This window comes from Sphingomonas sp. PvP018 (assembly GCF_017876865.1).
Lineage (GTDB): Bacteria > Pseudomonadota > Alphaproteobacteria > Sphingomonadales > Sphingomonadaceae > Sphingomonas > Sphingomonas aerolata.
In genome coordinates this window covers 1,149,142-1,175,323 of record NZ_JAGIOU010000001.1, presented here as the reverse complement: position 1 = coordinate 1,175,323, position 26,182 = coordinate 1,149,142, and the positions used below count along the sequence as shown (strand labels likewise).

Annotated in this window: 14 protein-coding genes; 4 read left to right on the top strand and 10 right to left on the bottom strand. The window is 67.7% G+C overall.

Annotated features, from left to right (window positions below; translation table 11 throughout):
- Positions 1 to 67: 67 nt before the first annotated feature.
- Positions 68 to 2,188 (top strand): phospholipase C, phosphocholine-specific, encoded by a 2,121-nt coding sequence (locus J3A66_RS04835; RefSeq protein ID WP_209567535.1) that lies wholly within the window; start codon positions 68 to 70, stop codon positions 2,186 to 2,188.
- Here J3A66_RS04835 and J3A66_RS04830 read toward each other — a convergent pair.
- From J3A66_RS04830 to J3A66_RS04805, 6 genes are all read right to left on the bottom strand, one after another.
- The gene (locus tag J3A66_RS04830) at positions 2,158 to 2,952 is read right to left on the bottom strand and encodes a MetQ/NlpA family ABC transporter substrate-binding protein (RefSeq protein ID WP_159511013.1); all 795 of its coding nucleotides are present in this window, start codon (positions 2,950 to 2,952) and stop codon (positions 2,158 to 2,160) included. The genes J3A66_RS04835 and J3A66_RS04830 overlap by 31 nt on opposite strands.
- A gap of 22 nt (positions 2,953 to 2,974) precedes the next feature.
- Positions 2,975 to 3,637, bottom strand: a complete 663-nt coding sequence (locus J3A66_RS04825) for a methionine ABC transporter permease (RefSeq protein ID WP_107932587.1) — start codon at positions 3,635 to 3,637, stop codon at positions 2,975 to 2,977.
- 208 nt (positions 3,638 to 3,845) lie between these two features.
- A complete protein-coding gene (locus tag J3A66_RS04820) occupies positions 3,846 to 4,628 on the bottom strand; it encodes an ATP-binding cassette domain-containing protein (protein ID WP_209567532.1) in 783 nt (260 codons plus the stop codon).
- On the bottom strand, positions 4,625 to 5,641 hold the full coding sequence (locus tag J3A66_RS04815) for an LLM class flavin-dependent oxidoreductase (RefSeq protein WP_209567531.1): 1,017 nt from the start codon (positions 5,639 to 5,641) through the stop codon (positions 4,625 to 4,627). Before J3A66_RS04815 ends, J3A66_RS04820 begins: the two co-directional genes overlap by 4 nt.
- Positions 5,641 to 6,546 carry an alpha-L-glutamate ligase gene (locus J3A66_RS04810; protein ID WP_209567529.1) on the bottom strand — a complete coding sequence of 302 codons (906 nt, stop codon included), beginning with the start codon at positions 6,544 to 6,546 and terminating at the stop codon, positions 5,641 to 5,643. The genes J3A66_RS04815 and J3A66_RS04810 overlap by 1 nt, the downstream gene beginning before the upstream one ends.
- 252 nt (positions 6,547 to 6,798) lie before the next feature.
- Positions 6,799 to 7,407 (bottom strand): alpha/beta hydrolase, encoded by a 609-nt coding sequence (locus J3A66_RS04805; RefSeq protein WP_166747731.1) that lies wholly within the window; start codon positions 7,405 to 7,407, stop codon positions 6,799 to 6,801.
- Positions 7,408 to 7,720: 313 nt separating this feature from the next.
- Between J3A66_RS04805 and J3A66_RS04800 the strand changes: the two genes are divergently transcribed.
- Positions 7,721 to 10,291 carry a TonB-dependent receptor gene (locus tag J3A66_RS04800; RefSeq protein WP_348633990.1) on the top strand — a complete coding sequence of 857 codons (2,571 nt, stop codon included), beginning with the start codon at positions 7,721 to 7,723 and terminating at the stop codon, positions 10,289 to 10,291.
- A gap of 45 nt (positions 10,292 to 10,336) precedes the next feature.
- Here J3A66_RS04800 and J3A66_RS04795 read toward each other — a convergent pair whose 3' ends face one another.
- The 4 genes from J3A66_RS04795 to J3A66_RS04780 all read right to left on the bottom strand — a co-directional run bounded on the left by J3A66_RS04795 (position 10,337) and on the right by J3A66_RS04780 (position 19,942).
- A complete protein-coding gene (locus tag J3A66_RS04795; protein ID WP_192098381.1) occupies positions 10,337 to 12,160 on the bottom strand; it encodes a diguanylate cyclase in 1,824 nt (607 codons plus the stop codon).
- Positions 12,161 to 12,228: 68 nt separating this feature from the next.
- Positions 12,229 to 14,364 carry an alpha-L-fucosidase gene (locus tag J3A66_RS04790; RefSeq protein ID WP_209567526.1) on the bottom strand — a complete coding sequence of 712 codons (2,136 nt, stop codon included), beginning with the start codon at positions 14,362 to 14,364 and terminating at the stop codon, positions 12,229 to 12,231.
- Positions 14,361 to 16,703 (bottom strand): family 20 glycosylhydrolase, encoded by a 2,343-nt coding sequence (locus tag J3A66_RS04785; protein WP_209567524.1) that lies wholly within the window; start codon positions 16,701 to 16,703, stop codon positions 14,361 to 14,363. Before J3A66_RS04785 ends, J3A66_RS04790 begins: the two co-directional genes overlap by 4 nt.
- Positions 16,703 to 19,942, bottom strand: a complete 3,240-nt coding sequence (locus J3A66_RS04780; protein ID WP_209567522.1) for a TonB-dependent receptor — start codon at positions 19,940 to 19,942, stop codon at positions 16,703 to 16,705. The genes J3A66_RS04785 and J3A66_RS04780 overlap by 1 nt, the downstream gene beginning before the upstream one ends.
- Positions 19,943 to 20,482: 540 nt before the next feature.
- On the opposite strand from J3A66_RS04780, the gene J3A66_RS04775 reads away from it, so the two are divergent.
- A complete protein-coding gene (locus J3A66_RS04775; protein WP_209567521.1) occupies positions 20,483 to 23,515 on the top strand; it encodes a TonB-dependent receptor in 3,033 nt (1,010 codons plus the stop codon).
- A 70-nt stretch (positions 23,516 to 23,585) separates the two neighbouring features.
- Entirely contained in the window at positions 23,586 to 26,171 is a 2,586-nt protein-coding gene (locus J3A66_RS04770; protein ID WP_209567520.1) for a glycoside hydrolase family 3 protein, read from the top strand.
- Positions 26,172 to 26,182 lie beyond the last annotated feature (11 nt).

The following is a 26,182-nucleotide window of genomic DNA, read 5'->3' as shown; positions in this document are numbered from 1 at the left end:
GCCGATCTGAACCGGGCATGGTCCGCGGGCGTTTGCGGACCATGCGCTTCTCCTGTGGGTTGCCCCGATGACCGATGTTTCGCGTCGTACACTGCTCGGTGCAGGCGTCACCGGGGCCGCGCTGTCCGCGTTTCCTGCGGCGATCGCGCGTGCGGCGGCGATTGCGCCCGATGTGAAGACGGGCTCGATCATGGATGTCGAGCATGTCGTCATCCTGATGCAGGAAAATCGCGGGTTCGATCATTATTTCGGCACGTTGCGCGGCGTCCGCGGCTTTGCCGACCGGTTGCCGATCCCCGTGCCCGCACCGTCTGCGGGCGGGGCGGCGGCGCCGGTCTGGTATCAGCGCGACCGGACCGCACCGGGCGGCGCGCGGACCGTGCTGCCCTTCCATCTCGCCACCCGCACCAATTTCGACCTGATGCGGATGGAGGGGACGCCGCACAGCTGGCCCGATGCGCAGCGCGGCTGGGACGAGGGGCGGATGGCGCACTGGCCCGAGGCGAAGAGCCAGCGCGCGATGGGCCATTACCGGCGCGAGGATCTGCCGTTCCAGTTCGCGCTCGCCGAGGCGTTCACGCTGTGCGACGCCTATCATTGCTCGGTGCAGACGGGGACCAACACGAACCGGCTGTTCCTGTGGAGCGGCACCAACGATCCCGGCGGCACGCAGGGCGGTCCGGCGATCGGCAATTCGCATGACAGTTTCCCGGCGGATGGCGGCGATCCCGACCCCTATCGCTGGACCACGGTGGTCGAGCGGTTGCAGGCCAAGGGGGTCGACTGGCGCATCTATCAGGACATGGCGGACAATTTCACCGACAACCCGCTGGTCGGGTTCGCCGCCTTCCGCGCGGCGCATCATGCGGCTGGCGACGCGGACCTGCGCGACCGGGCGCTGACGACGCGCGGGCTCGACGCGCTGCGCGCCGACGTGCTGGCCGGGCGACTGCCACAGGTGTCGTATGTCATCGCCACCGCGAAGGGATCCGAGCATCCCGGTCCGTCGAGCCCGGCACAGGGTGCGGCCTATACCGCCGAGCTGCTCGACGCGCTCACCGCGGACCCGAAAATCTGGGCGCGGACCGCCTTGTTCGTCATGTTCGACGAGAATGACGGCTTTTTCGATCATGTGCCGCCGCCCGCGCCGCCGTCGCGCGCTGCCGACGGCACGCTGCTGGGCGGATCGACGGTCGATCCGACCGGCAGCTATCACCTCAACCCGAGCAAGGGCGACGCAGCGCTCGACCTCCCCGCCTATCGCGGCCGCGCCTATGGCCTGGGGCCGCGCGTGCCGATGTACGTCGTCTCGCCGTGGAGCCGGGGCGGGTGGGTCAATTCGCAGGTGTTCGACCACAGTTCGGTGATCCGCTTCCTCGAACGACGGTTCGATGTCCACGAGCCCAATATCGCGCCGTGGCGCCGCGCGGTCTGCGGCGACCTGACCTCGGCGTTCGACTTCACCGCCGCCGACGTCGCGCCCTTCGCCGCGATGCCCGATCCGCGCACCGATGCCGCGCGCGCCGCGGCGATCCCGCGGCAGGTCAGCCCGCAGGCACCAATCGACGCGTCGCTCCCGTGGCAGGAGCCTGGCATCCGCCGGTCCCGCCCGCTACCCTATGCGCTGCGCGTCGGCGAGACGATCACGGGTGACGCGATCCGGCTGCACTTCGCGGCCGACGGCACGCAGGCCGCGGTGTTCCATGTCTATGACCGCCGGGGCCTGAACCAGCCGCCCCGCCGCTTCACGGTCGAGCCCGGGCACACGCTCGACGGGCAATGGGGATACGACGCGGAGGGGCGCTATGACCTCTGGGTGCTCGGCCCCAACGGTTTCCACCGGCATTTCACGGGGCATCGCAATGACCCGGCGTTGATGTCGCAGCTCGTCTGGCGCACGACACCGACCGAGCTGGCGTTAGTGCTACCCGCCGGACACCGCGCGCACGGACTGGTCGCGCAGGTCGAACGCATCGGGGCGGCGCCGCTGACGACCAGGCTGGTCGACGCGCGCTACCGCTGGCCGCTCCGCAACAGCCATGGCTGGTACGACGTCGCGATCACGGCGGCGTCGGCGCCGACCTATCGGCGCCGCGTCTCGGGGCGGGTCGACGCGCCCGGACGGATGACGTGCAGCGATCCGTTCGTCACCGCGGCTCAGAACGCGGGCAGCACCGCGCCCGCATAACGATCCGCGATGAAGCGCCGCGTCTCGGGGCTTCGCAGCGCGGCGATCAGCTTGACGACGCGCGGATCCTTGTCGCCACCGGGCAGGCCGACGACGAAATTGACATAGGGGCTGTTCTTGTCCTCGATCGCGAGCGCGTCGCGCACCGGGTTGAGCTTCGCGTCGAGCGCATAATTGGTGTTGATCAGCGCCAGATCGACCTCGCCGAGCGTGCGGGGCAGGGTGGCGCCCTCCAGCTCCTTGAACTTGAGGGTCTTGGGGTTGGTCGCAATGTCGTTGAGGCTCGACAGCGGGTTGGTCGGGTTTTTCAGCGTGATCAGCCCGGCCTTCTGCAACAGCAACAGCGCGCGGCCGCCATTGCTCGGCTCGTTCGGGATCGCGACGGTCGCGCCGTTCGGCACCTGCGCGATCGTCTTCCACTTGCGCGAATAGGCGCCCAGCGGCTCGACATGGACACCCGCATAGGGAACCAGATGCGTGCCGCGCGAGGCGTTGAACTCGTCGAGATAGGGCTTGGTCTCGAAATAGCTGACGTCGATCTGCTTCTGCTCGACCTGGAGGTTGGGCTGCACGTAATCGTTGAAGACGCGGATCTTGAGGTCGACGCCCTGCTTGGCGAGCGCGGGCTTGATCGATTCGAGGATCTCGGCATGCGGCACCGCGGTCGCGGCGACGGTCAGCGCCGTGCCGTCATCCGTCTTGGCGCCACCGCATGCGGCGAGCGCGAGCAGCGAGAGCGAGGCGAGAAGCGTGCGGCGGTTCATGGCATTTCCTAGAATCGTTGGATCAGCGGCGGGTAAAGTGGCGGGCGAGCGCGTCGCCGGCATATTGGATGATCTGGACGAGGACGACCAGCAGGACGACGGTGACGACCATCACGTCGGTCTGGAAGCGCTGATAGCCGAAGCGGATCGCGAGATCGCCGAGCCCGCCGGCACCAACCACGCCTGCCATCGCGGTGAACGAGACGAGCGCGACCGCGGTGACGGTGGCGCCGGAGATCAGCCCCGGCATCGCCTCGGGAATCAGCGCGCGGGTGACGATCTGGCGGGTCGTCGCGCCCATCGCCTGCACCGCCTCGATCGTCGTCCGGTCGATCTCCTTCAGCGATCCCTCGACGAGGCGTGCGTAGAAGGGCGCGGCCCCCACCACCAGCGGCGGGATCGCGCCCGCGACGCCCAGCGACGTGCCGACCAGCAGCACGGTCAGCGGGATCATCACGATCAGCAGGATGATGAACGGCACCGAGCGCAGGATGTTGACGGCGATCCCGAGCGCGCCGTTGGCGAGCCGGTTCTCGATCAGCCGCCCCTTGCCGGTCAGATACAGCAGCACGCCGAGCGGCAGGCCGAGCAGGATCGTCAGCACCAGCGACCCGCCGAGCATGATGAGCGTGTCGAGGCACGCCTGGCCGATATCGGACCAGTCGACATTTTCGAAGAAGGTCATCAGCCGTTACCTGTCGGGGAGATCGGCAGGCCAGTAAGCGGCAGGCGCGCGACACGACGCATCCCGGCCGTCATTCCCGCGGAGGCGGGAACCCAGACTGGAAGACGCTTCGATCGGATCGCCGAGGTTGCGGGTCTGGATCCCCGCCTGCGCGGGGATGACGGGCTTGGAGTGGATCTCAGGACCTTCAGGGCGGGGCTGGTTATGATCATCGCACCCGCTCTTCGTCCGCAAAAGACGCGGCGCCGTCCCGTTCCCGATGAGAGAGGGATTGGAGCATGCGCCGGGTCGCCGGATGCTCGGCGTTGGCGAAGATGTCGGTGACGGTGCCGGTCTCGACGACCTGGCCGCGTTCGAGCACCGCGACGCGGTCGCAGACGTAGCGGACGACGTCCATCTCGTGCGTGATCAGGACGATCGTCAGCCCGAGGTCGCGGTTGAGGTCGCGCAGCAGCGTCAGCACCGAGCGCGTGGTTTCGGGGTCGAGCGCGCTGGTCGCCTCGTCGCACAGCAGGATGTCGGGGTCGGTGGCGAGCGCGCGCGCGATACCGACGCGCTGCTTCTGCCCGCCCGACAGCTGGGCGGGGTATTTGGCGGCGTGATCGGACAGGCCGACCCGGTCCAGCAACGCGGCGACCTTGCTCTCGCGCGTCGCCTTTGCGACGCCGGCGAGCACCAGCGGGAAGGCGACGTTCGCCGCGACCGTCCGCGAGGAGAGCAGCCCGAAATTCTGGAAGATCATGCCGATCCGCCGCCGGAGCGCGCGCAGATCCGCGGCCGACAGGCCTGCGACGTCGATGCCGTCGACCTCGACGCGCCCGGACGTCGGCCGTTCGAGCGCATTGATCAGCCGGATCAGCGTCGACTTGCCCGCGCCGGATTGACCGATCACCCCGAACACACCGCGCGCCGGGATCTCCAGCGACACGCCGTCGAGCGCGGCCGCATCGCTCGCCGGATAGGTTTTGGAAACGTCGCGCAGGCGGATCATGCGGACCCCATCACCTGCACCGCGAACCGCTCCATTTCCTCGGCCTGCGGGCTCATCTGGAGCAGCAGCAGGTCGAGCCCGGCGGCTTCATACTCCGCGATCCGCTCCTTCAGCTGTTCGGGCGTGCCGACCAGATTGGGGCGCAGCCCGCGGTTGGAGACCGAATATTCCTGGATCTTCAACTCGCGTTCGAGCTGCGTGCCCGACAGCCACTGGTCGAAATTGGCATAGCCCGCGGGCAGTTCGGTGACGCTGGTGATGCGCTCGAGTTCGCGCTTTGCCTCGGCCTCGCTGTCACGGACGATCGCATAGGCGGCCATACCATACTGCATCGGCGCACCGCCCGCGGCTTCGCGTCGTGCTGCCATGTCGGCGATCTTCGGCGCGATCGCGTCGGCCGGGTCGCCGTGCATGACATAGGCGTCGCACTTGGCCGCGATCATCGCCTTCGCCTTCTCGCTCTCGCCGCCGGCATAGACGGTCGGGCGCTTGGCGGGCTTGGGCGAACAGATCGCCTGCTCGGTGGTGTAGAATTGCCCGGCAAAGCTGAACCGCTCCTCGGTCCACAGCCCGTCGACGACCGACAGCCATTCGTCGGTGCGCGCGTAGCGATCGTCATGCTGGTCGAACTGCAGGCCATATTGCTTCGCCTCGTCCGCCCACCAGGACGATACGACGTTGAGCGCGAGCCGCCCGCCTGAGATCCGGTCGATATTGGCCGCCGCCTTGGCGAACAGCGCCGGGTGGTGAAAATTGGGGCGCACCGCGACCATCAGCTCGATGCTGTCGGTCACCGCCGCGAGCGCCGCCGCGGTCGACCACGCATCGAGCGCGGGCTGTTCTACGCCCTTGATGTCGTTGAGGTTGAGCTCGGCGATCAGCGTCAGGTCATAGCCCCAGCGCTCCGCATTTTGCGTCAGCGCCTTGGTATAGGCCCAGCTCGCCTCCATCCCCTCGTCAGGGACGTTACGAAGCCAGCCGCCGAAAACCGGAGTCCAATAGCCATAGCGCATCAACGAGTCTTCCCAATCTGTTCGATCAGGTAATCGACGAGCCGGTCATGCGGATCCCAGCCGAGGACGTCGAGCGGCTTGGCGACGAAATTGGACAGCGCGTTGATGTCGTAGAAGCGCGCGACGCCGTCGCGGTCGTCGATCATCACCTCGACACCGCCGACATCGAGATCGACCGCGCGCGCGATCGCCTCGGCGGCATCTTTCAGCACCTGCGACGGCTCGACCGCGGCCATCTTGATGCCCGAGCCGGGGACGACGCACGCGTCCGCGGGGCAGAGATCGAACGCGCCGCCGCCCGCGACGTCGATCGCATAGAGGAACTTGCGGTCGAGCGTCTCGATCCGGGTGATCGCGCCACCCCGGACGGGGACATATTCCTGCACCAGCAACACGCCGTCGACGCTGCTCGGCAGGCCATTGTCGGTAACCGCAGTGCGGAGTTCGTCGAGGCTGTCGAAGCGGATGATCCCCGCGCCCGATCCACCAATATTGGCCTTCACGACCAGCGGGAAGCGGAGCGCCTGCGCCGCGGCGACCGCGTCGGCGGCGCGGTGGACGACGCGCGTCTCGGGAATCGCGAGGCCGAGCGACGCGATCAGCGACAATTGCCGCGCCTTGGAGGCGTCGATCGCGAGCACGTCGGCGCCGTTGATCACGCGCGCGCCGGTGCGGCGCCAGTGATCGAGCATCGCCATCGTGTCGAAGATCGGATGCTCGTCACTGCGCAGGAAGCTCGACATCGCGATCCGGTTGAACACGACGCGCGCCGGCGCAGTCTGGTCCGCGGGGTTCCAGAACCCGTCCGGCGTGGCGCGCGAGAACTCGACGCCGCGCGCGTCGAGCGCTGCGAACAGCGGCACGAACCAGGCGGGATGTTCGTAAAGGACAGCGAGATCGGTCATGAAGCCTCGGATGAATTGAGCGCGCCCTCTGCCACGCCGACGCGCGGACCGCCATCGATAGCGGCTTTTGCCCGATCAAGCCTGGGTTTAGCGGACGGCGCCGGCGCCAGCGGTCGCTCCAATCAATCCGCGGGATCGACCTGCGCGATCTCGACGAGGCACGCTTGCGGCGCGCTCGTCAGCGTGGCGACGATGCCGACCGGGGGGTAGGGAGGGGCGGGCCTCGCGGCGCAGCGCTGACGGCAGGCGTACTCAGTCGATCGCGGCGGGTCGGCGGAGGCGCCGTGTGGGGCGGGGTCCGGGCGCGAAGGCATCGCCCGGCACCCGGTGCTCGAGCAGCGGGAGCAGCGCGATCAGCCGGGCCTCGTCCTCGGTCGGGGTGGCGGTGCGCGTCGTCGGCGCCGGAGCGGCGATCGATCCGCGCTCGACGAAATGACTGCCCCAGCGATCGGCCAGCGCCAGCACCCGGTCGATGAACGGGCCCGGGGCACAGGCGACGACCGACGGGAAGGGCAGGCGCGTTGTCGGCCCTGGCCGCGCCGCCGCCGCGATCGCCTCCTGACCGAAACCGACCGACAGCGGCGACAGCAGCACCGCGCCCTCGATCGCCTGCAGATAGCTGCGCGGCGACAATTGCGCCCACCACGCGACCGCCAGACAGGCGACCCCCTGCGCCAGGATCACCGCCGGCTCCTCGCGCCGGGCAAATGCCGCATCGAGCTGCAACGCCCAGCGACCGCTCTGAAATTTCGCGAGATCCAGTTCGATCGTCGGGATCGCGGCGTCGGGGACCGGATCGCCCCGGATCACGACGATAACGGCATGCTGGGTATCGATCGAAGCCTTGTCCCTGACGGCCATAGCGGATCACCTCGGATAGACCTGCAGCAGCGCGCGACCATCGATCTCCGACTCGCAATCTCGCGCTACGGTTACGAAGCGTAATCCGGCCCGGACGATAGGCAATAGTCTTGCGGCATCCCATGCCGGCGATGCGCCGGATCGCGTCCTGCCGACCCGCTCCGTGGCGTGACCGCGCTGCCTTCAGGCATACTGCCCTGCCTGCTTTCACAAGCCGCCCTATTCCCGACATATAATACCGCTCCACTCGATCTCGCCCGCTGCGTGAGAGTGTGACGATGATCGATCCCCCCGCCATCCCGATCCGCCGTTCGTGAGGGTTCACGCGCCGGTCCGCCTGTACCCGTCGATCCTCGTCTGCCTCGGGGGCGGCGTGGTCTCTCCCGCGGCCGGATCGACTCAGGCGATCCCCGTGCCGGCATCGGCGTCGGGCGACGACATCGTCATCACCGGCCAGCGGAGCGCGGGCAGCGCGGTCGGGGCGATCGATCCGACCGCGACCCTCGATCAGGCCGGGATCCAGTCGCTGGGTGCGACCGATCTCAAGACGCTGCTCGAACGCCTGAAACCACTGACAACGTCGGCGAGCGGCGGCGATCCGGTCTATCTGCTCAACGGTCGACGCATGTCGAGCATGAACGAACTCTACAGCCTGCCGCAGGAGGCGATGGAGAAGATCGAGGTCCTGCCCGAGTCCGAGGCCGCACGCTTCGGGTTTCCGGCCACCGTCCGGGTGATGAACTTCATCACCAAAAAGCGGTTTCGCGCGGTCACCTACCAGCAGGCCACGGGGGTCACGACCGAAGGCGGGGGCGAGACAAGCTATGCCGAGGTGACCGCCGCGCGGATCGACGGGCCGCGCCGCGCGACGCTGACGCTGTCGCATCTTCGGCTCAACCCGATCCTGCAGAGCGAACGCGCGATCCTGCCCGATCCGGACACGCTCTATGCGCTTGGCGGCACCGTCACGGGAATAGGCGGGGCCAGTATCGATCCCGCGCTCGATGCGCTCGTCGGGGCCCCGGTCACGATCGCCGCCGTGCCGGACGACCCGGTGGGGCGCGACACTCTGGCGGGCTATGCCGCCGGCGCCGGCGCACCCGCGGTCACCGATATCGGGCGTTATCGCTCGCTCCAGCAGCGCAGCGACAGGATTTCGGTCGACGGAACGCTCGCGGCGCCGATCGGGCGGACGATGAGCGGATCGCTCAACCTGTCGATGGAGGCGCAGCGTAACATCGGCGTGAACGGCCTGGCGCCCGCGCTGTTGAGTGTGCCGGGAGGACGCGGCGCGCTGCCCTTTGCGGACGATGTCCTGCTCTATCGCTACCTGCCCGATGCGGTGCTCCGGCAGCGGAGCACCAGCCTGACACTGCATGGATCGGGCATGGTCCAGGGCAGTATCCGGCGCTGGGGGTGGAACGTCACGACCAGCTATGACCGGGTGCAAGGGGTGGCGCGGTCCGAACGCGGCGTGCCGATCGACGATCTGCAGGCTGCGATCGATGCGGGGGGCGATCCGTTGGCGCGCGTGAGTCCCGAGGCGGCGGCGCTTCGGCTGGCCGATCGCAGCCGGACCGTTACCGGCACATTGCTGACAAAGGCGGTCGCGAACGGCCCGCTCGTCCGCTTGCCGGCCGGCGACGCGCAGATCACGCTCTCGGGGGATTATGCCCGGTCGAGCAGTTCGGGCAGCCTGCCGGGCTTGCGCGACACGACGCTCGATCTGACGCGCACCACGGGTGGGGCCAGCGTCAACGCGGATCTGCCGATCGCCTCTGCCAATCAGGACGTTCTCGCGTTTCTCGGACAGCTGTCGGTCAACGGCATGATTGGCGTCTCGGACGTGTCCGATTACGGCCGGCTGCTCAGTTCCAACTACGGCCTGACATGGTCGCCAGTGCGGCCGGTCCAGCTGATCGCCTCGGTCAATGCCGCGCAGACCCCGCCGGCGATCGCGCTGCTGACCAACCCGACGGTGACCACCCCGAACACGCCGTTTTTCGATTTCACCACCGGCACCAGCGTGCTCGTCACGACGATCGCCGGCGGGAATCCCGCGCTCGACCCGGAACGCCGGCGGCTCGTCACGCTGGGTGTCGCCGTGTCGCCGATCAAGGCCCGCGATCTGCGGCTCACGCTCAATTATCTCCAGACGCGCATCGACAATCAGACCGCGACGCTGGGAAGTGCCACCCCGGCCTTCCAGACCGCATTTGCCGGGGCGTTCCAGCGTGATGCGGCAGGACAGCTCGTCAGCGCCGATCTGCGGCCGGTCAACATCGCCCGCGAACGCGAAACGAAGATGCAGGCGACGATCAGCCTGTCGACGCCGATCGGGCGTGCGCCTGCGCCGCTGACGCCGCCCGTCGGCATCGCCGCGAAGGATGTGCCACCGCCGGCGCCACCCCGGCCCCGGCCGCACCTCAACATGTCGATGACTACGACGTGGCGGCTCGACGATCGCCTGTCGTTGCGGAGCGGGGGGCCGGCACTCGATCTCCTCGATGGCGACACGCTGACCGGCACCGGCGGACGACCGCGCTGGGAAACCGAGCTGAACCTCAGCGGATCGCTCGGGGCTGCGAGCATCGGCGTGTACGGCCGTCTTCAGGGGCCGACCCGGATCCGCAGCGACCTGGCGGCGTCGGATCTGCGCTTTTCAGGCCGTACCTGGCTGGTGCCCTATAGCTCGCTCAAGGTCGACCAGATCGTCAAACGTCCCTGGGCGAGCAACATGACGCTGCAGCTGACGGTCGAAAACCTGCTCAACGACCGTATCGCGGTTCGCGATCGGCTCGGGCGGACGCCGAACCGGTTCCAGGCGGCGTATATCGATCCGGTCGGCCGGTCCGTCAGGCTGGGCCTGCGCAAGCTCTTCTGACACCGCCCGGTACGGCGGAGGATATCGATCCCCGGAGCGCCCCGATCAGGCCGCGAGCGCGCTGATCGTCGCGCGGTTGCGGCCGTCGCGTTTGGATTGATACAGCGCCATGTCCGCCGCCTGGATCAGTGTCGCGCCCTCCCGGTCCATGATGTCCGTCCAGGTCGCGATGCCGAACGACATGCTGGTCGATCCCAGCGCGCGGTTGCCGTGGCGGACGGCGATCTCGGCGATCGCCTGCCGGACGATATCGACGCGCTTGGCCAGCGCCTCGGCGGTCGTGCCCGGCGCGATGATGGTGAACTCCTCGCCGCCGAAGCGACAGACGACATCGCCGTCGCGGAACCGGCTGCGCATCTCGGCGGCGACCTGCTGGAGCACCGCGTCCCCCGCGTCGTGACCGAACTCGTCGTTGAACCGCTTGAAATGATCGACGTCGCACATGACCAGGCTGAGCGGATTGCCCGACCGCGAGGCGCGGGCGATCTCCAGCTTGAGCGCCTCCTCCATGTAGCGGCGATTGAACAGGCTGGTCAGCGGATCGCGGATCGTCTGTTCGCGCAGCGACCGCTGCAGGCGATGGTTGACCAGCGCCGAGGCAATGTTCTCGGTCAGCACGTTCATCCGAAAGCGGTTCTCGGCCTCGATCCGGCCGCGCAGATAGAGCACGCCGATGACCTCGCCGCCCGCGAGCAGCGGTTCGCAGTGATAGACCTCGCCCTCGGCGACATGCGCGCAGACGATGTCGCGGCGCGGATCCACGACCGAATGGCTCTGGCCGCGGCGCAGTGCCCAGCACCGCTCCGGCGCGAAGCCGTCGTCCGGCACGACGATGTCTCCCCAGCTGGCGACCGGGACCAGGCAATTGCGCGAGTTGTTGTGCGCGTACAGCGCGCCGGGAATGTCGGGCAGGACCTGCGGTACGAACACCCGGATGATCTGGGCCAGCTCGTCGTCGGTGCGCGCGGCCTGCATGCGATGCGCCATGCCGCCGAGCAGCTCGATCACGTCGCCGCGTTCGCGCAGCGTCTTGGTATTGCGCTCGAGCTCGGCGTTGACGACCTGCAGCTGGCGCTCGCTCGTGCCCCGATCGGAAACCGCGCCCTCCAGCCGGTCGGCCATCGCATTATAGCCGATCGCGAGGCGGTTGAATTCGCGCGATCCCATCGCGGTATCGATCCGTGTCTGCTCGTCCCCGCTGCCGAGCGCGGTCATCGCGCGCAACATGGTTTCCAGCGGGCGGCGGATACCTTGCACCAGCAAGGTAAAGCCGCCGATGACGATCAGTGCGACGGCGATCGCGCCGAAGATGGCAAGCCGCTTGCCGCGGCGCAGGCGCTGCGCCGCCGCATCCTGCCGCGTGGTCTGCAACGCGCGTTCCTCTTCGAGAAAGGCCTCCCCGCGCACGCTGATCGCATCCATCAGGTCGCGACCACGGCCGCTGGCGATGATCGTGACCGCTCCCGCAAAATTGCCCCGGCGGGCAAGGTCGAGCGGCTGGCGCAGAAAGGCGGACCGCTCCTTCATCAGCAATGCCATTTCGCGCGCACGGGCATGCTGGCGCGGGTTGTCGCGGGTCTGGCCCGCAACCCGCGCGATGGTCCGGGCGGCGCTGTCCAGGCGTTTGGCGAAGGACCGGGCATAGGCCGGATCCCGCGTGATGACGAACCCGCGCTGGCCCGATTCGGCCTCGCGCAGATCGTTCAGCGCCGCCTCGGTCGTCTCGATGACCTGCGCGGAATGGGCGGCCCATTGGAAGCTCTGGCTGGCCTGGTACGAGGCGTCGGCGAGCAGCCCGGCCAGCGACCCCAGTGCCAGGACCACGATGAGGCCGATCGCGACGATCCGCGCAGTAAGCGATATGAACATTGCGCTATGTTAAACAACAAAGACTTAGCTTTTGGTTACTCGCCATCACACGCCGCGCCGCGACCGGTCTACTGCGTCAGCACCCCGAGCTCCGCGATGGCCAGCCGCGTCTCGCCCTTGGCGGTCCGGCTGAAGGCGATCTCGATGTAGCGGCCACGGTGCGGCCGCGCGAAGGCGAGGCGTTGCGGCGCCTGGTTGGCGGCGATGTTCGAGAACTCGCCCTGCTCCTGCGGCGCGTCGGCCAGCCCCGGGTCGTCACCGATGCGTACGCGCCAGGCGGCGGGGTCGCCGGCCCCCTGCGGCGCGTGCCAGCCGGGCTTCAGCACGAACCCGCGCAGCTCGACGCTGCGTCCGAGATCGATCGTCACCGAACAGGGCTTGCCGTCCGCACCGGTCAGCGGCGCGACCCAGTCGGTGCGGTTCTTCTCGTCGATCAGCAGCTCGGCCAGCGGCGCGCTCGCCCGCAGGATCTTCCAGTCGCTCTTGCGGATGTCGAAGTTGCGACGCCCCACGCTGCTGACCGCACCCTTGGCCGCGTGGATGCTGATCGCCTGGACGATCCCCGCATCGCGCATCGCGAACGGCGCCGTGTAGCGCGGCGATGCGATCGTCGGCGCGCTGCCGTCGGTGGTGTAGGCGATCGCCAGCCCGGGGGAATCGCTGGTCAGCGTGACCACGCCCTCGCGGTCGCGGACGATGTGCGGCGGATCGAGCAGCACGGGCGCGAGATACACGCCGAATTCGGTGATCGCCGGCGCCGCGGCGGCTGCGGTGATCCGCAGCCTGACCCGCCGCGCGGTGATCGGCGCGTCGAGCCGGATCAGCCGCTGCGATCCGATGCCCTGCTTGCTGGCGATTTCGGTCCAGCCGGTCGCGCCCTGCGCGTCAATCGCGAACCGGTCGACGCGCAGCCCGAGCGGCAGATGCTCGGCCAGCCTGACGACATCGAACAGCCTTGGCTGTTTCAGGTCGAGCGTCAGCGTCGGGACCGGCGCCCGATCGGCGCTGACCCAGAAGCTTTCGGGATTGCCGTCGAGCACCAGCGCCGCGTCATGCCCGGCGCGCACGCTGCTCGCGGACGCGATCGCACCCTTGCTCAGGTCGGTGGCGTACATCGCGCGCATCGCCGTGCCGAACGCGGTCAGATTCGCGACATCCTCGTCGGTCACCAGCCCGCGCGTATCCGGGGCCAGGTTGAGCAACAGCCCGGCACTGCGCCCGACCGTCTCGAAATAGATCTTCATCAGATTGGCGGGGCTGCGGCTCTGCCCGTCCTCATAGGCGTGCCAGAACCAGCCATAGCGGGTCGAGACATCCGCCTCGGCCGGCCACCAGATCGCGCCGCCGCGAACGCCGGCATTGCCCTTTTCCTCGGTGAAGCCCTTGTCGTCCATCGTCGCCCAGCACGGATCGCCGGCCTCGCCCTCCTCGTTGCCGACCCAGCGCAGGTCCGCGCCGACCGGATCGAAGGTGCAGGCCATCGGTTGCAGCGCGTGGACGAAGGCGATGATCGACGGCCAGTCATAATAGGGGACCGCGTCGATCTTCCGCACTTCGCGCGCACCACCATAATAGCCGTCGCCGCCGTTCGCGCCGTCGAAGAACACCTCGTAGATCGGTCCGTATTGCGTCAGCAGCTCGCGCAGCTGGTTGCGGAAGAAGGTGATGTATTCGGGCCGGCCATAGTCCGGATGGTTGCGATCCCAGGGCGACAGGTAGATCCCGAACTTCAGCCCCTGCCGCCGGCATGCGGCGGCCAGTTCGCCGACGATATCGCCCTTGCCGTTCTTGTAGGGGCTGCTCGCGATGCTGTGTTTCGTGAACTTGCTCGGCCACAGGCAGAAGCCGTCGTGGTGCTTGGCGGTGACGATCAGGCCGCGCAGGTTCGCCGCCTTTGCCGCGGCCACTATCTGGTCGGCATCGAACTGCTTGGGGTCGAAGATCGCGGGATCCTCGTCGCCATAGCCCCATTCGCGGTCGGTGAAGGTATTGATCGTGAAGTGGACGAACGCGGTCTGTTCCAGCCGGTGCCACGCCAGTTGCCGATTCGACGGCGTGGCACCGAAGGGCACGAGCGCCGCACCGGTGGGCGCCGCGCCAATGGTGGCCGCGAACGTGCCGCCGGGAAAGGCCATCGCTGCGCCAAGCGTTCCGGCCGTGAAGGCGATTGCGTCGCGCCGCGATGGGCGCACGGGATCGGTCATCGAATGTCCTTCAGCGTAAAGCGTACCGTGTCGACGCCGTAGAGCGGTCCACCGACCGGCGGCGCGACGATCAGGCACAGGTCCGTGTCGGTCGTCCCACCCGCCAGCGGCGCGGTCAGTATAAACCGGTTCGGCGTGGTCGCCGGATCGGGCAGCGGCACCATCGCCAGCGCGGGCCCGTCGCAGGTCCGCGCATGCACCATCAGCGTCCCGAAATATGTCGGGTTGTAGCGCCACGCGACCATCTGTCGCTGCGGCTGGCGCAGCGCGAAGTTGCGCGGCAGCCGACCGAGCGAGACCGTGATGCCCCGGACCTGTCCGAGCGGCGCGGCGCGGTACAGCCAGCAGCCGTCATAGATGTTCATGCTGTACGCCGGCCCGCCGCCCGTCGCATCCGGCGTCAGCGGCAGGCGCAGCCGGATCCCTGCGCCGGCACAGGTGTCGAGGCTCGCACTCGCGCGCGTCAACAGCGCGGCGGGTGCGGTATCGAAGCGGCGCACGGCGGCGAGCGGACGGCCGTCGGGTGCGAACGTCACCGCGCGGACCACCGTGTCCGGCGCCACGCTCAGCGGTCGGGCATAGGCGCGCGAGGTCGATGACGGCGCCGCGCCATCGGTCGTGTAGCGGATCGTGCCATAGCCGGCCTGGTTCGCCATGCCGATCGCGACCGTCTTGCCGCGCACCGCCGGACCGACCCCGCCGACCACGGTGTAATCGACCGCGAAGGCGCCGTCCGCGGCGGCGATCCCCTGCCGCTGATAGCGGTTGAGCTGGGGATCGAGCCGCACGAGGAAGCCCGGCCAGTCGCGCGCGGCGCGGGGCGACCAGGCCATCTCCGCCAGCGCCGCGATGCGCGGAAACAGCGCATGTTCGCGCTGCGCGGGGGTGACCATATATTCGGCCCACAGATTGGCCTGCGGCCCCAGCACGTGATGCGCCTTTGCCGCGGCAATCCCGGCGGGCAGGGGGTCATAGGCATAGACGTCAGCGAGCGTCTGTACCGCCATGCGTCCCGGCGGCTCGTCGTCGCGCCCGCTTTGCAGATTGTCGAGATACAGGACCGGGCCCGGCGACAGCACGACGTCGTGCCCCATGTTCGCCGCCTCGATCGCGCCCGCCTCGCCGCGCCATGACATCACCGACGCGGTCGGTGGCAGCCCACCCTCGAGGATCTCGTCCCAGCCGATCAGGCGGCGCCCGCGCTTGGCGAGGTGCGCGCCGAGCTGACCGACGAACCAGCTCTGCAGGCCCCTTTCATCGGCGATGCCGAGCGTGCGCATCTTTGCCTGGACCGCGGCCGATGCCTGCCACTGCTCCTTCAGCGCCTCGTCACCACCGATATGGATATAGGTCGACGGGAAGATCGCCATGACCTCGTCGAGCACCTGCTTGACGAACGTGATGCTGCGATCGTCGACGTTGAACAGATAGGGGTTGATGCCCCAGTCGCCCGACACCGGCGGCCGGTCTCCCGTCACGCCGATCTGCGGATAGGCGGCGACCGCTGCCTGTGCGTGGCCGGGCAGGTCGATCTCCGGCACGATCGTCACCGCGCGGGCCGCGGCATAGGCGACCAGCGCGCGCAGCTGGTCCTGCGTGTAGAAGCCGCCATAGCGGCCCGCCGGCGCGCCCGCATTGGGCGTGGACGAGGCGCGCCAGGCGCCGATCCGCGTCAGCTCGGGATGACGCTTGATCTCGATCCGCCAGCCCTGGTCATCGGTCAGATGAAGTTGCAGGCGATTCAGCTTGTGCTGCGCCATCATGTCGATGACGCGCTCGATCGATGCGATCGGCTGCATGTGGCGCGCGACGTCCAGCATCACCCCGCGCCACGCAAAGCGCGGGGCATCGTCGATCGCCACGACGGGGACCGCGACGCCCGTCCCGAACCGCGCATCGGGGGACAGCATCTGCGCCAGCGTCATCGCGCCATAGAACAGCCCGGCATCGGTGGCCGCGGCGATGCGGATCCCCGCGGGCGTCACGTCGAGCCGGTATCGCTCGCTGCTCCCCCCATTTGCGGCGGGCAGCCGCATGAAACTGATCGCCCCCGGTCCGCGGTCGGCCACGCTCAGCGTGATGCCGCGCGTCCGGGCGACGATCTCGACCGCGCGCCGCGCCGCACTGGCAGCGCCCGTGTCGCCGGCAGGGACGACGATCCGCGCACCATCGTCGATGCGGACGCTACCCGTACCGGCTGTCGCATGCGCGGGCAGCGGCAGCAGCGGGGAGGGGCCGGCGACCGCGGGCTGGCAAACAGTAACCAGCGCCGCCGTAACGCACGGTGCGATGACGAGGCTCATCCGACGCCGGCGGATCGCCCCTGGAACCACGCGCATCAAAAGCGCGTCGTTGCCGAAATCGAGATCTGGCGTCCCAGCGTGTCGTAACGCTGGGGGATCGTGTTCCCGCGCGACAGCGCGTAATCATAGGTGTTCGTCAGGATCGGCTGCTGGCGGTCGAAGATATTGTTGACCGCCGCGGTCAGCGTCATGCGCTTGGCGATGTTCACGCCCAGCGACAGATCGAAATAATGATAGGCGGGGATCCGCGTGAAGTCGGAGACCTCGGTCGCCGGCGTCGAATTCGGGCCGCCATTCTGACCCGCGGTCGTGCCACCGATATAGCGCCACGCGACCGACGCGCTGAAGATTCCGTCGTCGCTCGAATAGGTGGTGCGGACATTGTGAATCCAGCGCGGTGTCGGCTGCGGGCAGGATCCGCCGAAATAGCCGACGCAATTGGTCCGCGGCTGATCGGGTGCGGCCTGGCCGCCCTGGTCGGTGGTCAGCGTGCCGTTCATCAGGAAGTCGAGCTTGCCCGCCGTCCCGCCGAGCCGCGCCGAATATTGCGCCTGGAAGTCATAGCCGCTCGCATAGAGCCGGTACGCATTCAGATTGCCGCCCTGGATATAGCCCGCCGTCGTGCCCGTGCCGTTCAGCTGATAGGTCGTCGGATCGCGCACCAGCCGGCTGCAATAATAGGGGTCGCCGGTGATCACGCAGCCATCGACTGCAAAGCTCGCACCCAGATAGCTGATCACGTTGTCGACGCGGATCTTGTACCGGTCGACCGAGAAGCTGAACCGCGGTAGGAAACGGGGCGTCAGCACCAGGCCATAGGTCAGCGTCTGTGCGTCCTCGGGATCGATCGGGGTGCCGTTGTTGCGCTGGCGGCAGACATCGTCGACGCAGCGCAGGCTGCCCGGAATACCCGCGGCCAGACCATTGCCATATTGCGCGTCGGGCAATCCGGTCAGGCGACACGCCTCGATGCTGGCCCTCGGCGCGACGCCGTTGACGCTGGCACAGGGGTCGACGATCGTTGCATTCTGATAGCCGACGACCTGATCGGCCTCCCTCAGGCCGGGCGCCCGTGCGGCCCGGTTCCGGCCGACGCGGAACGTGACGTCCTCGCTCGGCGAATAGACCGCCTCGATCTTCCACGTGTTGAAGGTCTGGGGATTGGTGCTGTATTTCGACAGGCGATAGCCGCCATTGACCTGCAGCAGTTTGAAGAACGGCACGTTCTGCACCAGCGGCAGCTGGGCTTCGGCATTGCCCTCGACGACGTCCTGCGTGGTCAGGCTGTCGGGCACGCCGCCATAGACTTCGATGAAGCGCGTGTTGCGCGTCGTCCGCTCCTCCTGCCGGCGATATTCCCCGCCGACCGCCACGGCCAGGCCCTGTTCGGCGAATGGCGACCGGATGCCGTAGCGCGTGAAGTCCGCCGTCAGATTGGCGGTCACGTCATAGAATTTCGCGCGCAGGTCCTGCACGCCGAGCCCCTCGTCGAACAGATAGTCGCTGAGCGCGGCGCTGCCGGGATTGTTGGCGGTGAACACGTTGAGCGGTACGCAGGCGGGGTCGGTGCCGTTGACCACCGACCGGCACGTCGGCACGCCGTTCACATTGACGACGTCGAGCGCGCGGCTGACCTTGGCGGCGACCGGGTTGCCGCCGGGCTCCCATAATTGCCGGCTCGTGCTGTACACGCCGCCGACGTCATACCGCCAGCCCTCGGCGATCTCGCCGCGGACCGACGCGTTGATGCGCGTCTGCGTGTTCCTGAAGCTTTCCTTGTCGCGGTCGCCGGCCAGCCCCGGAAAGCCGTATTGGACACCGAGCGGTGCCGACGCGCCGGTCCCGGCATTCGCGCCGCAGATCGTCTGCGCCTGCGATGCGGACATCAGCGGATTGTCGCAGTTCACCCGGTAGCTGCCCTGGACATAGGGGCCGTAGAGCAGGTTCTCCGATGTATCGCGAAGGTACATCACGCCCGCCGAAAACTCGGCCGCGGGCGATGCCTTGAAGTTGATGAAGCCGCCGCCGTTGAAGCGCTCATAACCACGCGCCGCGAGCCGGTCCGCCTGGTTCGCATAGCCCGGAATCGTCGATGCGGGCGCGAAGACGCCGGGGCTGCCGGTGACGTTCGAATAATTCACGCCGTTCGCCGTCAGCGTCCCGTTGGGCGACGCCGCGGTCACGCCGCAGATCAGGTTGTTGACCCTCAGCGGGTTGCCCGTGTCGCGGCGCAGCTGACAGCCCGACGCGTCGCGATCGCGGAAGAAGATGCCGTCCGCGGTCCGGTAGGTGCCGTAGACCGAGACATTCAGCCGGTCGTCGAGGAAGTTGTGACCGTAGGTCGCGCTCAGATCCGCGCGGCCGCCATCGTTGGTCAGCCCCGTCGGTGTGGCGATCCCGTAACGCTGCGCGACGGGTGTTGAAGCGTTGGCGCGGTTGTCGTGATTGTAGAAGCTGTAATTGCCCGAGAGCTGCAACCCTTCGAAATCGCGACGGATCACATAGTTCACGACGCCCGCGATCGCGTCGGAGCCATAGACCGAGGATGCGCCGCCGGTCAGCAGGTCGATGCGCTCGACCAGCGAGACCGGGATCAAATTGGTGTCGACGGATTCGGTCCCGGCGATCCGCTGGCCGTCGATCAGCGACAGCGTGCGGTTGAAATCCAGCCCGCGCAGCTTGACGCCGCGTTGCTGGCCGTTGCTCTGCTGGTAGTTTTGTTGCGCATCGGGCTGCACCTGACCCAGCCGGTTCGTCACCTCCTCGAGATTGACCGCGCCCTGCGCCTTGATCTCCGCGGCACCAATGCTGGTGATCGGGCTCGCCGACTTCAGATTGGGCCGGGTGATGCGCGTGCCGGTGACCATGATGTCCGCCGGCGCCGGCGCTGGCGTTTCGGACGTGGGGTCGAGCGTGACGGGGGCGGACCCGGTGGGCGGGGCGGGGGCTGCGCTATCCTGCGCCGCCACCACGAACACGCCCTGCGTGGTCTGCGAGACCGCAAGGCCAGTGTCGCGCAACAGGCGCTGAAACGCGTCGGCGGCGGTCATCGACCCGGCCAGCGCGGTCGACCGGCGGGTGCCGACCCGCGCCTGATCGAACACGACCTGGACCCGGGCCTGCTGCGCCAGCGTCTGCAGCGCCTGGGCCAGCGGCTGCGGCGCGACGTCGACGCGGACCATAGCCGACTGTGCAGCGAGCGGCGTGGCTGCCACCGCGGCGATTGCGACGACGCTGGTCCGCACCAACATCGATCCGAAAGAATGCCCAACCATGATCTCGCCCCCCTGTTATTACGCTAATATGACGGGCGACATTGCGAAACGCTCACCGGCATTGATATTTTTATAATCTTTTTATCAAGATGAGTCGATCTGGTATTGTTTATGTCTCTTGTTGGTCTTTTTGGGTGCGCTCGGCGGAAGATGCATTCGCACGGATGAGGATGGGGTTCACCCTCCCGATACTGTCACGTCTGGCACATCGGTTGATCGTTAGCGTGCCACCCGATCTTCCGAACCTTCGAGGCGCACCCAGCCCCTGGAAAGGCCAACCGCGCGCCGCAGCGGACTGAACATATATAATCCATGTTATGTATCGATAACATGATGCAAGCCACTCACAAATAAGGTTAATTGGAGGCAACTATCGAGTTAAGGGTACCAATATATTACCAAAAAAGCCTAAAAAGACGGATCTAAATATAAAAAGACATTTTATGAAACTTATGTTGCGCAGGGAGATTGATCGACTTAAGCCGACCCCCGAAACGACATTGGGCCAGCAAGCGCCCCGGTTTCTGTGGGGAGTATGTGATGCGCCAAGTGATCAATTTTGCAGTGCTGCGCTCGGTTCTGGCGGCATCGACGATGCTGGCGACACCGGCCTTTGCGCAGGACGTGCTGCAGGACGCGACGAAGCCGGTGCCCGCCGAGAGCCAGACCCCCGCGGCGCAGGCGGCCCCGACCCCGGACGCCGCGCCTGCAACCCAAGCGGCTCCCGCGCCCGCCACCCCGCAGTCCGACATCGTCGTCACCGGCTCGCGGATCATCTCGTCGGGCTTCACCGCACCGACCCCGACCCAGGTGCTGAGCGCCGAGTCGATCGCCAAGAACGCGCAGCCCAACGTCTTCACGACCGTCGCGCAATTGCCCTCGCTCCAGGGCAGCACGGGCGCCACCGTCGGCGCCAACGGCACCTCGACCGGCGTGCAGGGGCTGAGCGCGCTCAGTCTTCGCGGCCTTCAGCCGATCCGCACGCTCACCCTGATCGATGGCCAGCGGGTCGTCGGCGCGAACGTCACCGGCGTCGCCGATGTCAGCCTGTTCCCGCAATTGCTGATCGAACGGGTCGACGTCGTGACCGGGGGTGCCTCCGCATCCTACGGCTCCGACGCGGTCGGCGGTGTGGTCAATTTCGTGACCAATACCCGCTTCACCGGCTTCAAGGCCAATCTCCAGTCGGGCATCAGCACCTACGGCGATGACGGCAACTACACGGTCCAGGCCGCGGTCGGGAAGTCGCTGTTCAACGATCGGCTGCATCTCATCGGCAGCGGCGAATACAGCCACGAGGACGGGATCGGATCGGCCGGCTTCGGCGTCGGATCGAACCCCGACGGCAGCGGCCCGGGCGGGCGCAACTGGCTGGTCTCGCGCAACCTGATCAACCGCGGCATCACCAATGACGGCGGCCCGCAATATCTCGATCGCAGCTTCACCCAGGCGAACAACACGGCGCTCTACGGGCTGATCACCGCCGGCCCGCTCCAGGGCACCGCGTTCGACGTGAACGGCAATCCGCGCCAGTTCGAATATGGCTCGAACGGCGTGCCGTTGAAGGATGCGAACGGCAACGTGCTGGGCTGCTATAACGGCGTATGCGAAGGCGGTGACCGGTCGGGCAACGTGACCAACGCCAATTCGCTCAAGTCGACGATCACGCGGCTCAGCGGCTATGGCCGGATCGGCTTCGACATCGATCCCGACAATGAACTCTACACCACCGTCAACGTCGCCCGGGTGACGACGGGCAACATTCCCAATGTCGGATCCGCGCAGTTCGGCAACCTGACGCTCCAGTGCGCCAACCCCTATGTCCCTACCTCGGTCCAGGAGGCCTGCGCGGCGAACGGGATCACCCAGTTCCGCTACGGCGTCGACAACGCGATCTTCCCCGACTCGATCAGCGTCCGTACCGAGCGCGAGCAATATCGCTTCGTCGCCGGCGCGAAGGGCAAGATCCAGGCGTTCGGCGGCGACTGGCGCTATGATGCCTATTATCAGCACGGCACGGGCATCACCGACATCACCGTCCGCGATATCCCGCTGATGCCGCGCTACAATGCCGCGATCCAGGCAGTCCGCGCGCCCGATGGCAGTATCACCTGCGCCAATCCCGCCGCGGTCGCCAGCGGCTGCGTCCCGCTCAACATCATCGGCGGCCAGACGCCCAGCGCCGCCGCGCTCGCCTATATCCTTCCGGGCAACGGACCATATCAGCATACGCGCCAGACCCAGGACGTTGCGAGCTTCTCGGTCAGCGGCGAGCCGCTGCAGCTGCCCGCCGGCGCGCTGTCGGTCGCGTTCGGCAGCGAATATCGACATGAATTCTATCAGGTGAACGCCGATCCCTACGGCAATGGCGTCGTGACCAGCGGTGCCTACGACGCGCAATATCCCAGCGACCCGCTGCTGAACCCGCAGGGCGGCAACTGGTATGCGGGCAATTACCGCGACGGTCGCGGCGCCTATAGCGTCTATGAATCCTTCCTTGAGGTGAATGCCCCGCTGTTCAACTCGGACGGGGTCGGCAAGGCGAACCTCAATGCCGCCGGGCGCGCGACCAACTACAGCACGTCGGGGACGGTCTATACGTGGAAGGTCGGCGCGACCTGGGACACGCCGGTCGACGGCATCCGCTTCCGCGGCGTGACCTCGCGCGATATCCGCGCACCCAATCTGAGCGAGCTCTTCGCCGCGCCGGTCACCAGCAATCGCACCGGCACGACCGATCCGTTCAATCCGGGTCGCACGCTCACCGTGCTCCAGACGACCACGGGGAACACCGCGCTGCGCCCCGAAGTCGCGCGCAATACCGAATTCGGCGTGATCCTGTCGCGTCCGTCCTGGGCGCCGCGGCTGAACATCTCGGTCGATTACTACCGCATCAAGATCAAGAGCGCGATCGCGGCGCTCGATGCGCAGACCCAGATCAACCTCTGCTTCGCCGGCGTGACCTTCACCTGCAACAGCTTCGACATCAGCGATCCGAACAACGCCTCGGTCACCGTCCAGCCGTTCAACTTCGCGTCGATCTTCACCGACGGCTTCGACATCGAGGCGAGCTACCAGATTCCGTTGTCGGGCATCGGCCTGCCCGGCCAGGCGTCGCTGCGCGGTCTGGCGACGCATGTGAAGAACTTCGTCTCGGATCGCGGCCTGCCCAACACGATCCCCATCCAGGGGGCGGGCGTGAATCTGGGGCAGGGTGCGACGCCGAGCTGGAAGGTCCTCGCGGTCCAGGACTGGACGACCGACCTCTTCAGCATGACGCTGCAGGAACGGTGGATCAGCGCGGGCGTGATCAGCAACGAATATATCGTCTGCCAGACCAACTGCCCGGTCTCGACGATCGATCACCCGACGATCGATCGCAATCACCTCGATAGCGCCTTCTACGTCGACATCAGCGCCTCGTACAAATTCACCGACGCGGTGCAGGGCTATGTCAAGGTGGACAACATGTTCAACAAGGACGCCGCCACCGTCCCCAGCGATATCACCAACCCCGGTCTCTACGACGTCGTCGGACGCGCGTTCCGGGTCGGCATGCGCGCGAACTTCTGATGACCCCGGCCCGGTATGCCGTTGGGCATGACCGGGTCGGTCATCGGATCCGATTAACTGGGGAAAGCCGATGCTGCCGTTCCTGCTGATGGCCGCCGATGTCCAGGCGCCTGATCTTCAAGCGACGCCACCCGCCGTCGAGACGGCGATCGCGGCGATGACGCTGGAGGAGAAGGCCGCGCAGCTCGGCAGCAGCGCGCCGGCGCTGCCCCGGCTCGATCTGCCCGCCTATGATTACTGGAGCGAGGGGCTGCACGGCCTCGCGCGCAACGGGATCGCGACCGTCTTTCCACAGGCGATCGGTCTGGCGGCGAGCTGGGATACCGCGCTGCTCGATCAGGTCGGCACGGTCGTCTCGACCGAGGCGCGGGCGAAGTACAACGCCGTGCGCTCGACGCGCGACCGGCGGCGTTTCGCGGGGCTGCACATCTGGTCGCCCAACCTGAACATCTTCCGCGATCCGCGCTGGGGGCGGGGGCAGGAGACCTATGGCGAGGATCCCTATCTGACGGGCAAGCTGGGCGTCGCGTTCGTTCGCGGCATCCAGGGGCCCGATGCCGCGCATCCCAGGGCGATCGCGACGCCGAAGCATTTCGCGGCGCATTCGGGGCCGGAGGCGGGGCGCAACAGCTTCGACGCGGATATCTCCCCGCGCGACATGGCCGGGACCTACACGCCGGCCTTCCGCATGGCGGTGACCGAAGGCCGCGCGCGGTCGATCATGTGCGCCTATAACTCGCTTCACGGCGTACCCGCCTGCGCGTCGTCCGCGTTGCTGACCGACCGCGCGCGCGGCGACTGGGGGTTTGGCGGCATGGTCGTGTCGGACTGCGATGCGGTCGGCTATATCTCCGTTTTCCATTATTACCGCCCCGATCTGCCCTCGGCGGCCGCGGCGGCGTTGCAGGCGGGCACCGATCTCGATTGCGGGCCGAGCTATGATGCGCTGCCCGCCGCGGTTCGCAAGGGTCTGGTACCCGAAGCCGCGATCGACACGTCGCTGCGTCGTGTCCTCGCGTCGCGCGCGGCGCTCGGCATCGCCTTTGGCCAGCGCAGCCCCTGGACGCGCATCGCGCCGTCGCAGGTCGACACGCCCGCGCACCGCGCACTCGCGCAGACCGCGGCGGAAAAGTCGCTGGTGCTGCTCACCAACAAGGACCGGCTGCCGCTCAAGCCCGGGACCCGGATCGCGGTGATCGGGCCCAATGCCGACTCGCTCGACGTGCTCGAGGCGAATTACCACGGCACCGCCAGCGCGCCGGTCACGCCGTTGCAGGGCATTCGCGCGCGTTTCGGCGCCGATCGCGTCACTTATGCGCAGGGCAGCGGGCTGGCGGCGGGCGTCGCCTTGCCCGTGCCCGAAACCGCCCTGTCGGCGAACGGCAGGCCGGGGCTGACAGGCGAGTATTTCAGCGACGGCGCGATGACCCGGCGGGTCGCGACCAGGCAGGATCGCACGATCGACTTCGACTGGGATCGCGCGCCGCCCGTTCCAGGATTGTCGGGCAAAGGCTACGGCGTCCGCTGGACCGGGCAACTGACGCCGCCGGGCCCCGGCCGCTACCGGCTGCGGCTCGACGTCCCCCGCTGCTTCGACTGCGAAGGCCATGATCCGGTTAAGCTGTGGCTCGACGGCAAGCCGCTGATCACCGACGACGGCAGCGATAGCGCAGTCGAGGCGGAGGTCACCGTCACCGACGCCAAACCGCACGACCTCCGCATCGACTATGTGCACGCAAGCGAGGACGGCGGGATCGGCCTGCGCTGGGTCGCACCGATCGACGCGCAGCGCGGCGAGGCGCTCGCCGCCGCCGGCGCAGCGGATGTGGTCGTGGTGTTCACCGGCCTGTCGCCGACGCTCGAGGGCGAGGCGCTGCGGCTCGACGTGCCGGGCTTCCTCGGCGGCGACCGCACCGCGATCGAACTGCCCGAGCCGCAGCGCGCGCTTCTGGAAACGCTCGCCACCGCCGGCAAGCCGATCGTGGTCGTGCAACTGACCGGCTCCGCGATCGCCGATCCGTGGAGCAGGGAGCATGCCGACGCGGTCGTCGCCGCCTGGTATCCGGGCCAGTCCGGCGGGACCGCGATCGCGCGGATGCTGGCGGGCGATATCAATCCGGGCGGGCGCCTGCCGGTGACGGTCTATGCCACGACGCGCGATCTGCCGGCCTATATCGATTACAGCATGAAGAACCGGACCTACCGCTTCTTCAGCGGTACGCCGCTCTACCCGTTCGGCCACGGCCTCAGCTACACGCGCTTCGCCTATGCCCCCAGGACGGCACCGATCGCGACGGTGACCGCGGGACAGCCGCTGGCGGTCAGCGTCACCGTGACCAACACCGGCAAGCTCGCCGGGGACGAGGTGGTCCAGGCCTATCTCGCACCCGTCGACGCGCAGGAACAGGGGCGGACGATTCCCGTGCTGCAACGCCAGCTCGTCGGGTTCCGCCGGATCCCGCTGCGTGCCGGCGAAGCCCGCACCGTCGACTTCGCCATCGACCCGCGCAGCCTCGGCATGGTCGAGCATGACGGTACGCATGCCGTCGTGCCGGGTCGCTACCGGCTGTTCGTCGGCGGCGGGCAGCCCGGGGACGCGGCGGGAATCTGGACGGACGTGACGATCACCGGGACGCGGACCGTGCTGCCGAAATAACGCGAACGACA

What these genes read in the sequence shown, in the direction of transcription:
- J3A66_RS04795 (WP_192098381.1), bottom strand. Translation starts at nt 12,160, where the DNA reads ATGTTCATATCGCTTACTGCGCGGATCGTCGCGATCGGCCTCATCGTG.
- J3A66_RS04785 (WP_209567524.1), bottom strand. Translation starts at nt 16,703, where the DNA reads ATGCGCGTGGTTCCAGGGGCGATCCGCCGGCGTCGGATGAGCCTCGTC.
- J3A66_RS04770 (WP_209567520.1), top strand. Translation starts at nt 23,586, where the DNA reads ATGCTGCCGTTCCTGCTGATGGCCGCCGATGTCCAGGCGCCTGATCTT.
- J3A66_RS04825 (WP_107932587.1), bottom strand. Translation starts at nt 3,637, where the DNA reads ATGACCTTCTTCGAAAATGTCGACTGGTCCGATATCGGCCAGGCGTGC.
- J3A66_RS04810 (WP_209567529.1), bottom strand. Translation starts at nt 6,546, where the DNA reads ATGACCGATCTCGCTGTCCTTTACGAACATCCCGCCTGGTTCGTGCCG.
- J3A66_RS04815 (WP_209567531.1), bottom strand. Translation starts at nt 5,641, where the DNA reads ATGCGCTATGGCTATTGGACTCCGGTTTTCGGCGGCTGGCTTCGTAAC.
- J3A66_RS04835 (WP_209567535.1), top strand. Translation starts at nt 68, where the DNA reads ATGACCGATGTTTCGCGTCGTACACTGCTCGGTGCAGGCGTCACCGGG.
- J3A66_RS04780 (WP_209567522.1), bottom strand. Translation starts at nt 19,942, where the DNA reads ATGGTTGGGCATTCTTTCGGATCGATGTTGGTGCGGACCAGCGTCGTC.
- J3A66_RS04820 (WP_209567532.1), bottom strand. Translation starts at nt 4,628, where the DNA reads ATGATCCGCCTGCGCGACGTTTCCAAAACCTATCCGGCGAGCGATGCG.
- J3A66_RS04805 (WP_166747731.1), bottom strand. Translation starts at nt 7,407, where the DNA reads ATGGCCGTCAGGGACAAGGCTTCGATCGATACCCAGCATGCCGTTATC.
- J3A66_RS04830 (WP_159511013.1), bottom strand. Translation starts at nt 2,952, where the DNA reads ATGAACCGCCGCACGCTTCTCGCCTCGCTCTCGCTGCTCGCGCTCGCC.
- J3A66_RS04790 (WP_209567526.1), bottom strand. Translation starts at nt 14,364, where the DNA reads ATGACCGATCCCGTGCGCCCATCGCGGCGCGACGCAATCGCCTTCACG.
- J3A66_RS04775 (WP_209567521.1), top strand. Translation starts at nt 20,483, where the DNA reads ATGCGCCAAGTGATCAATTTTGCAGTGCTGCGCTCGGTTCTGGCGGCA.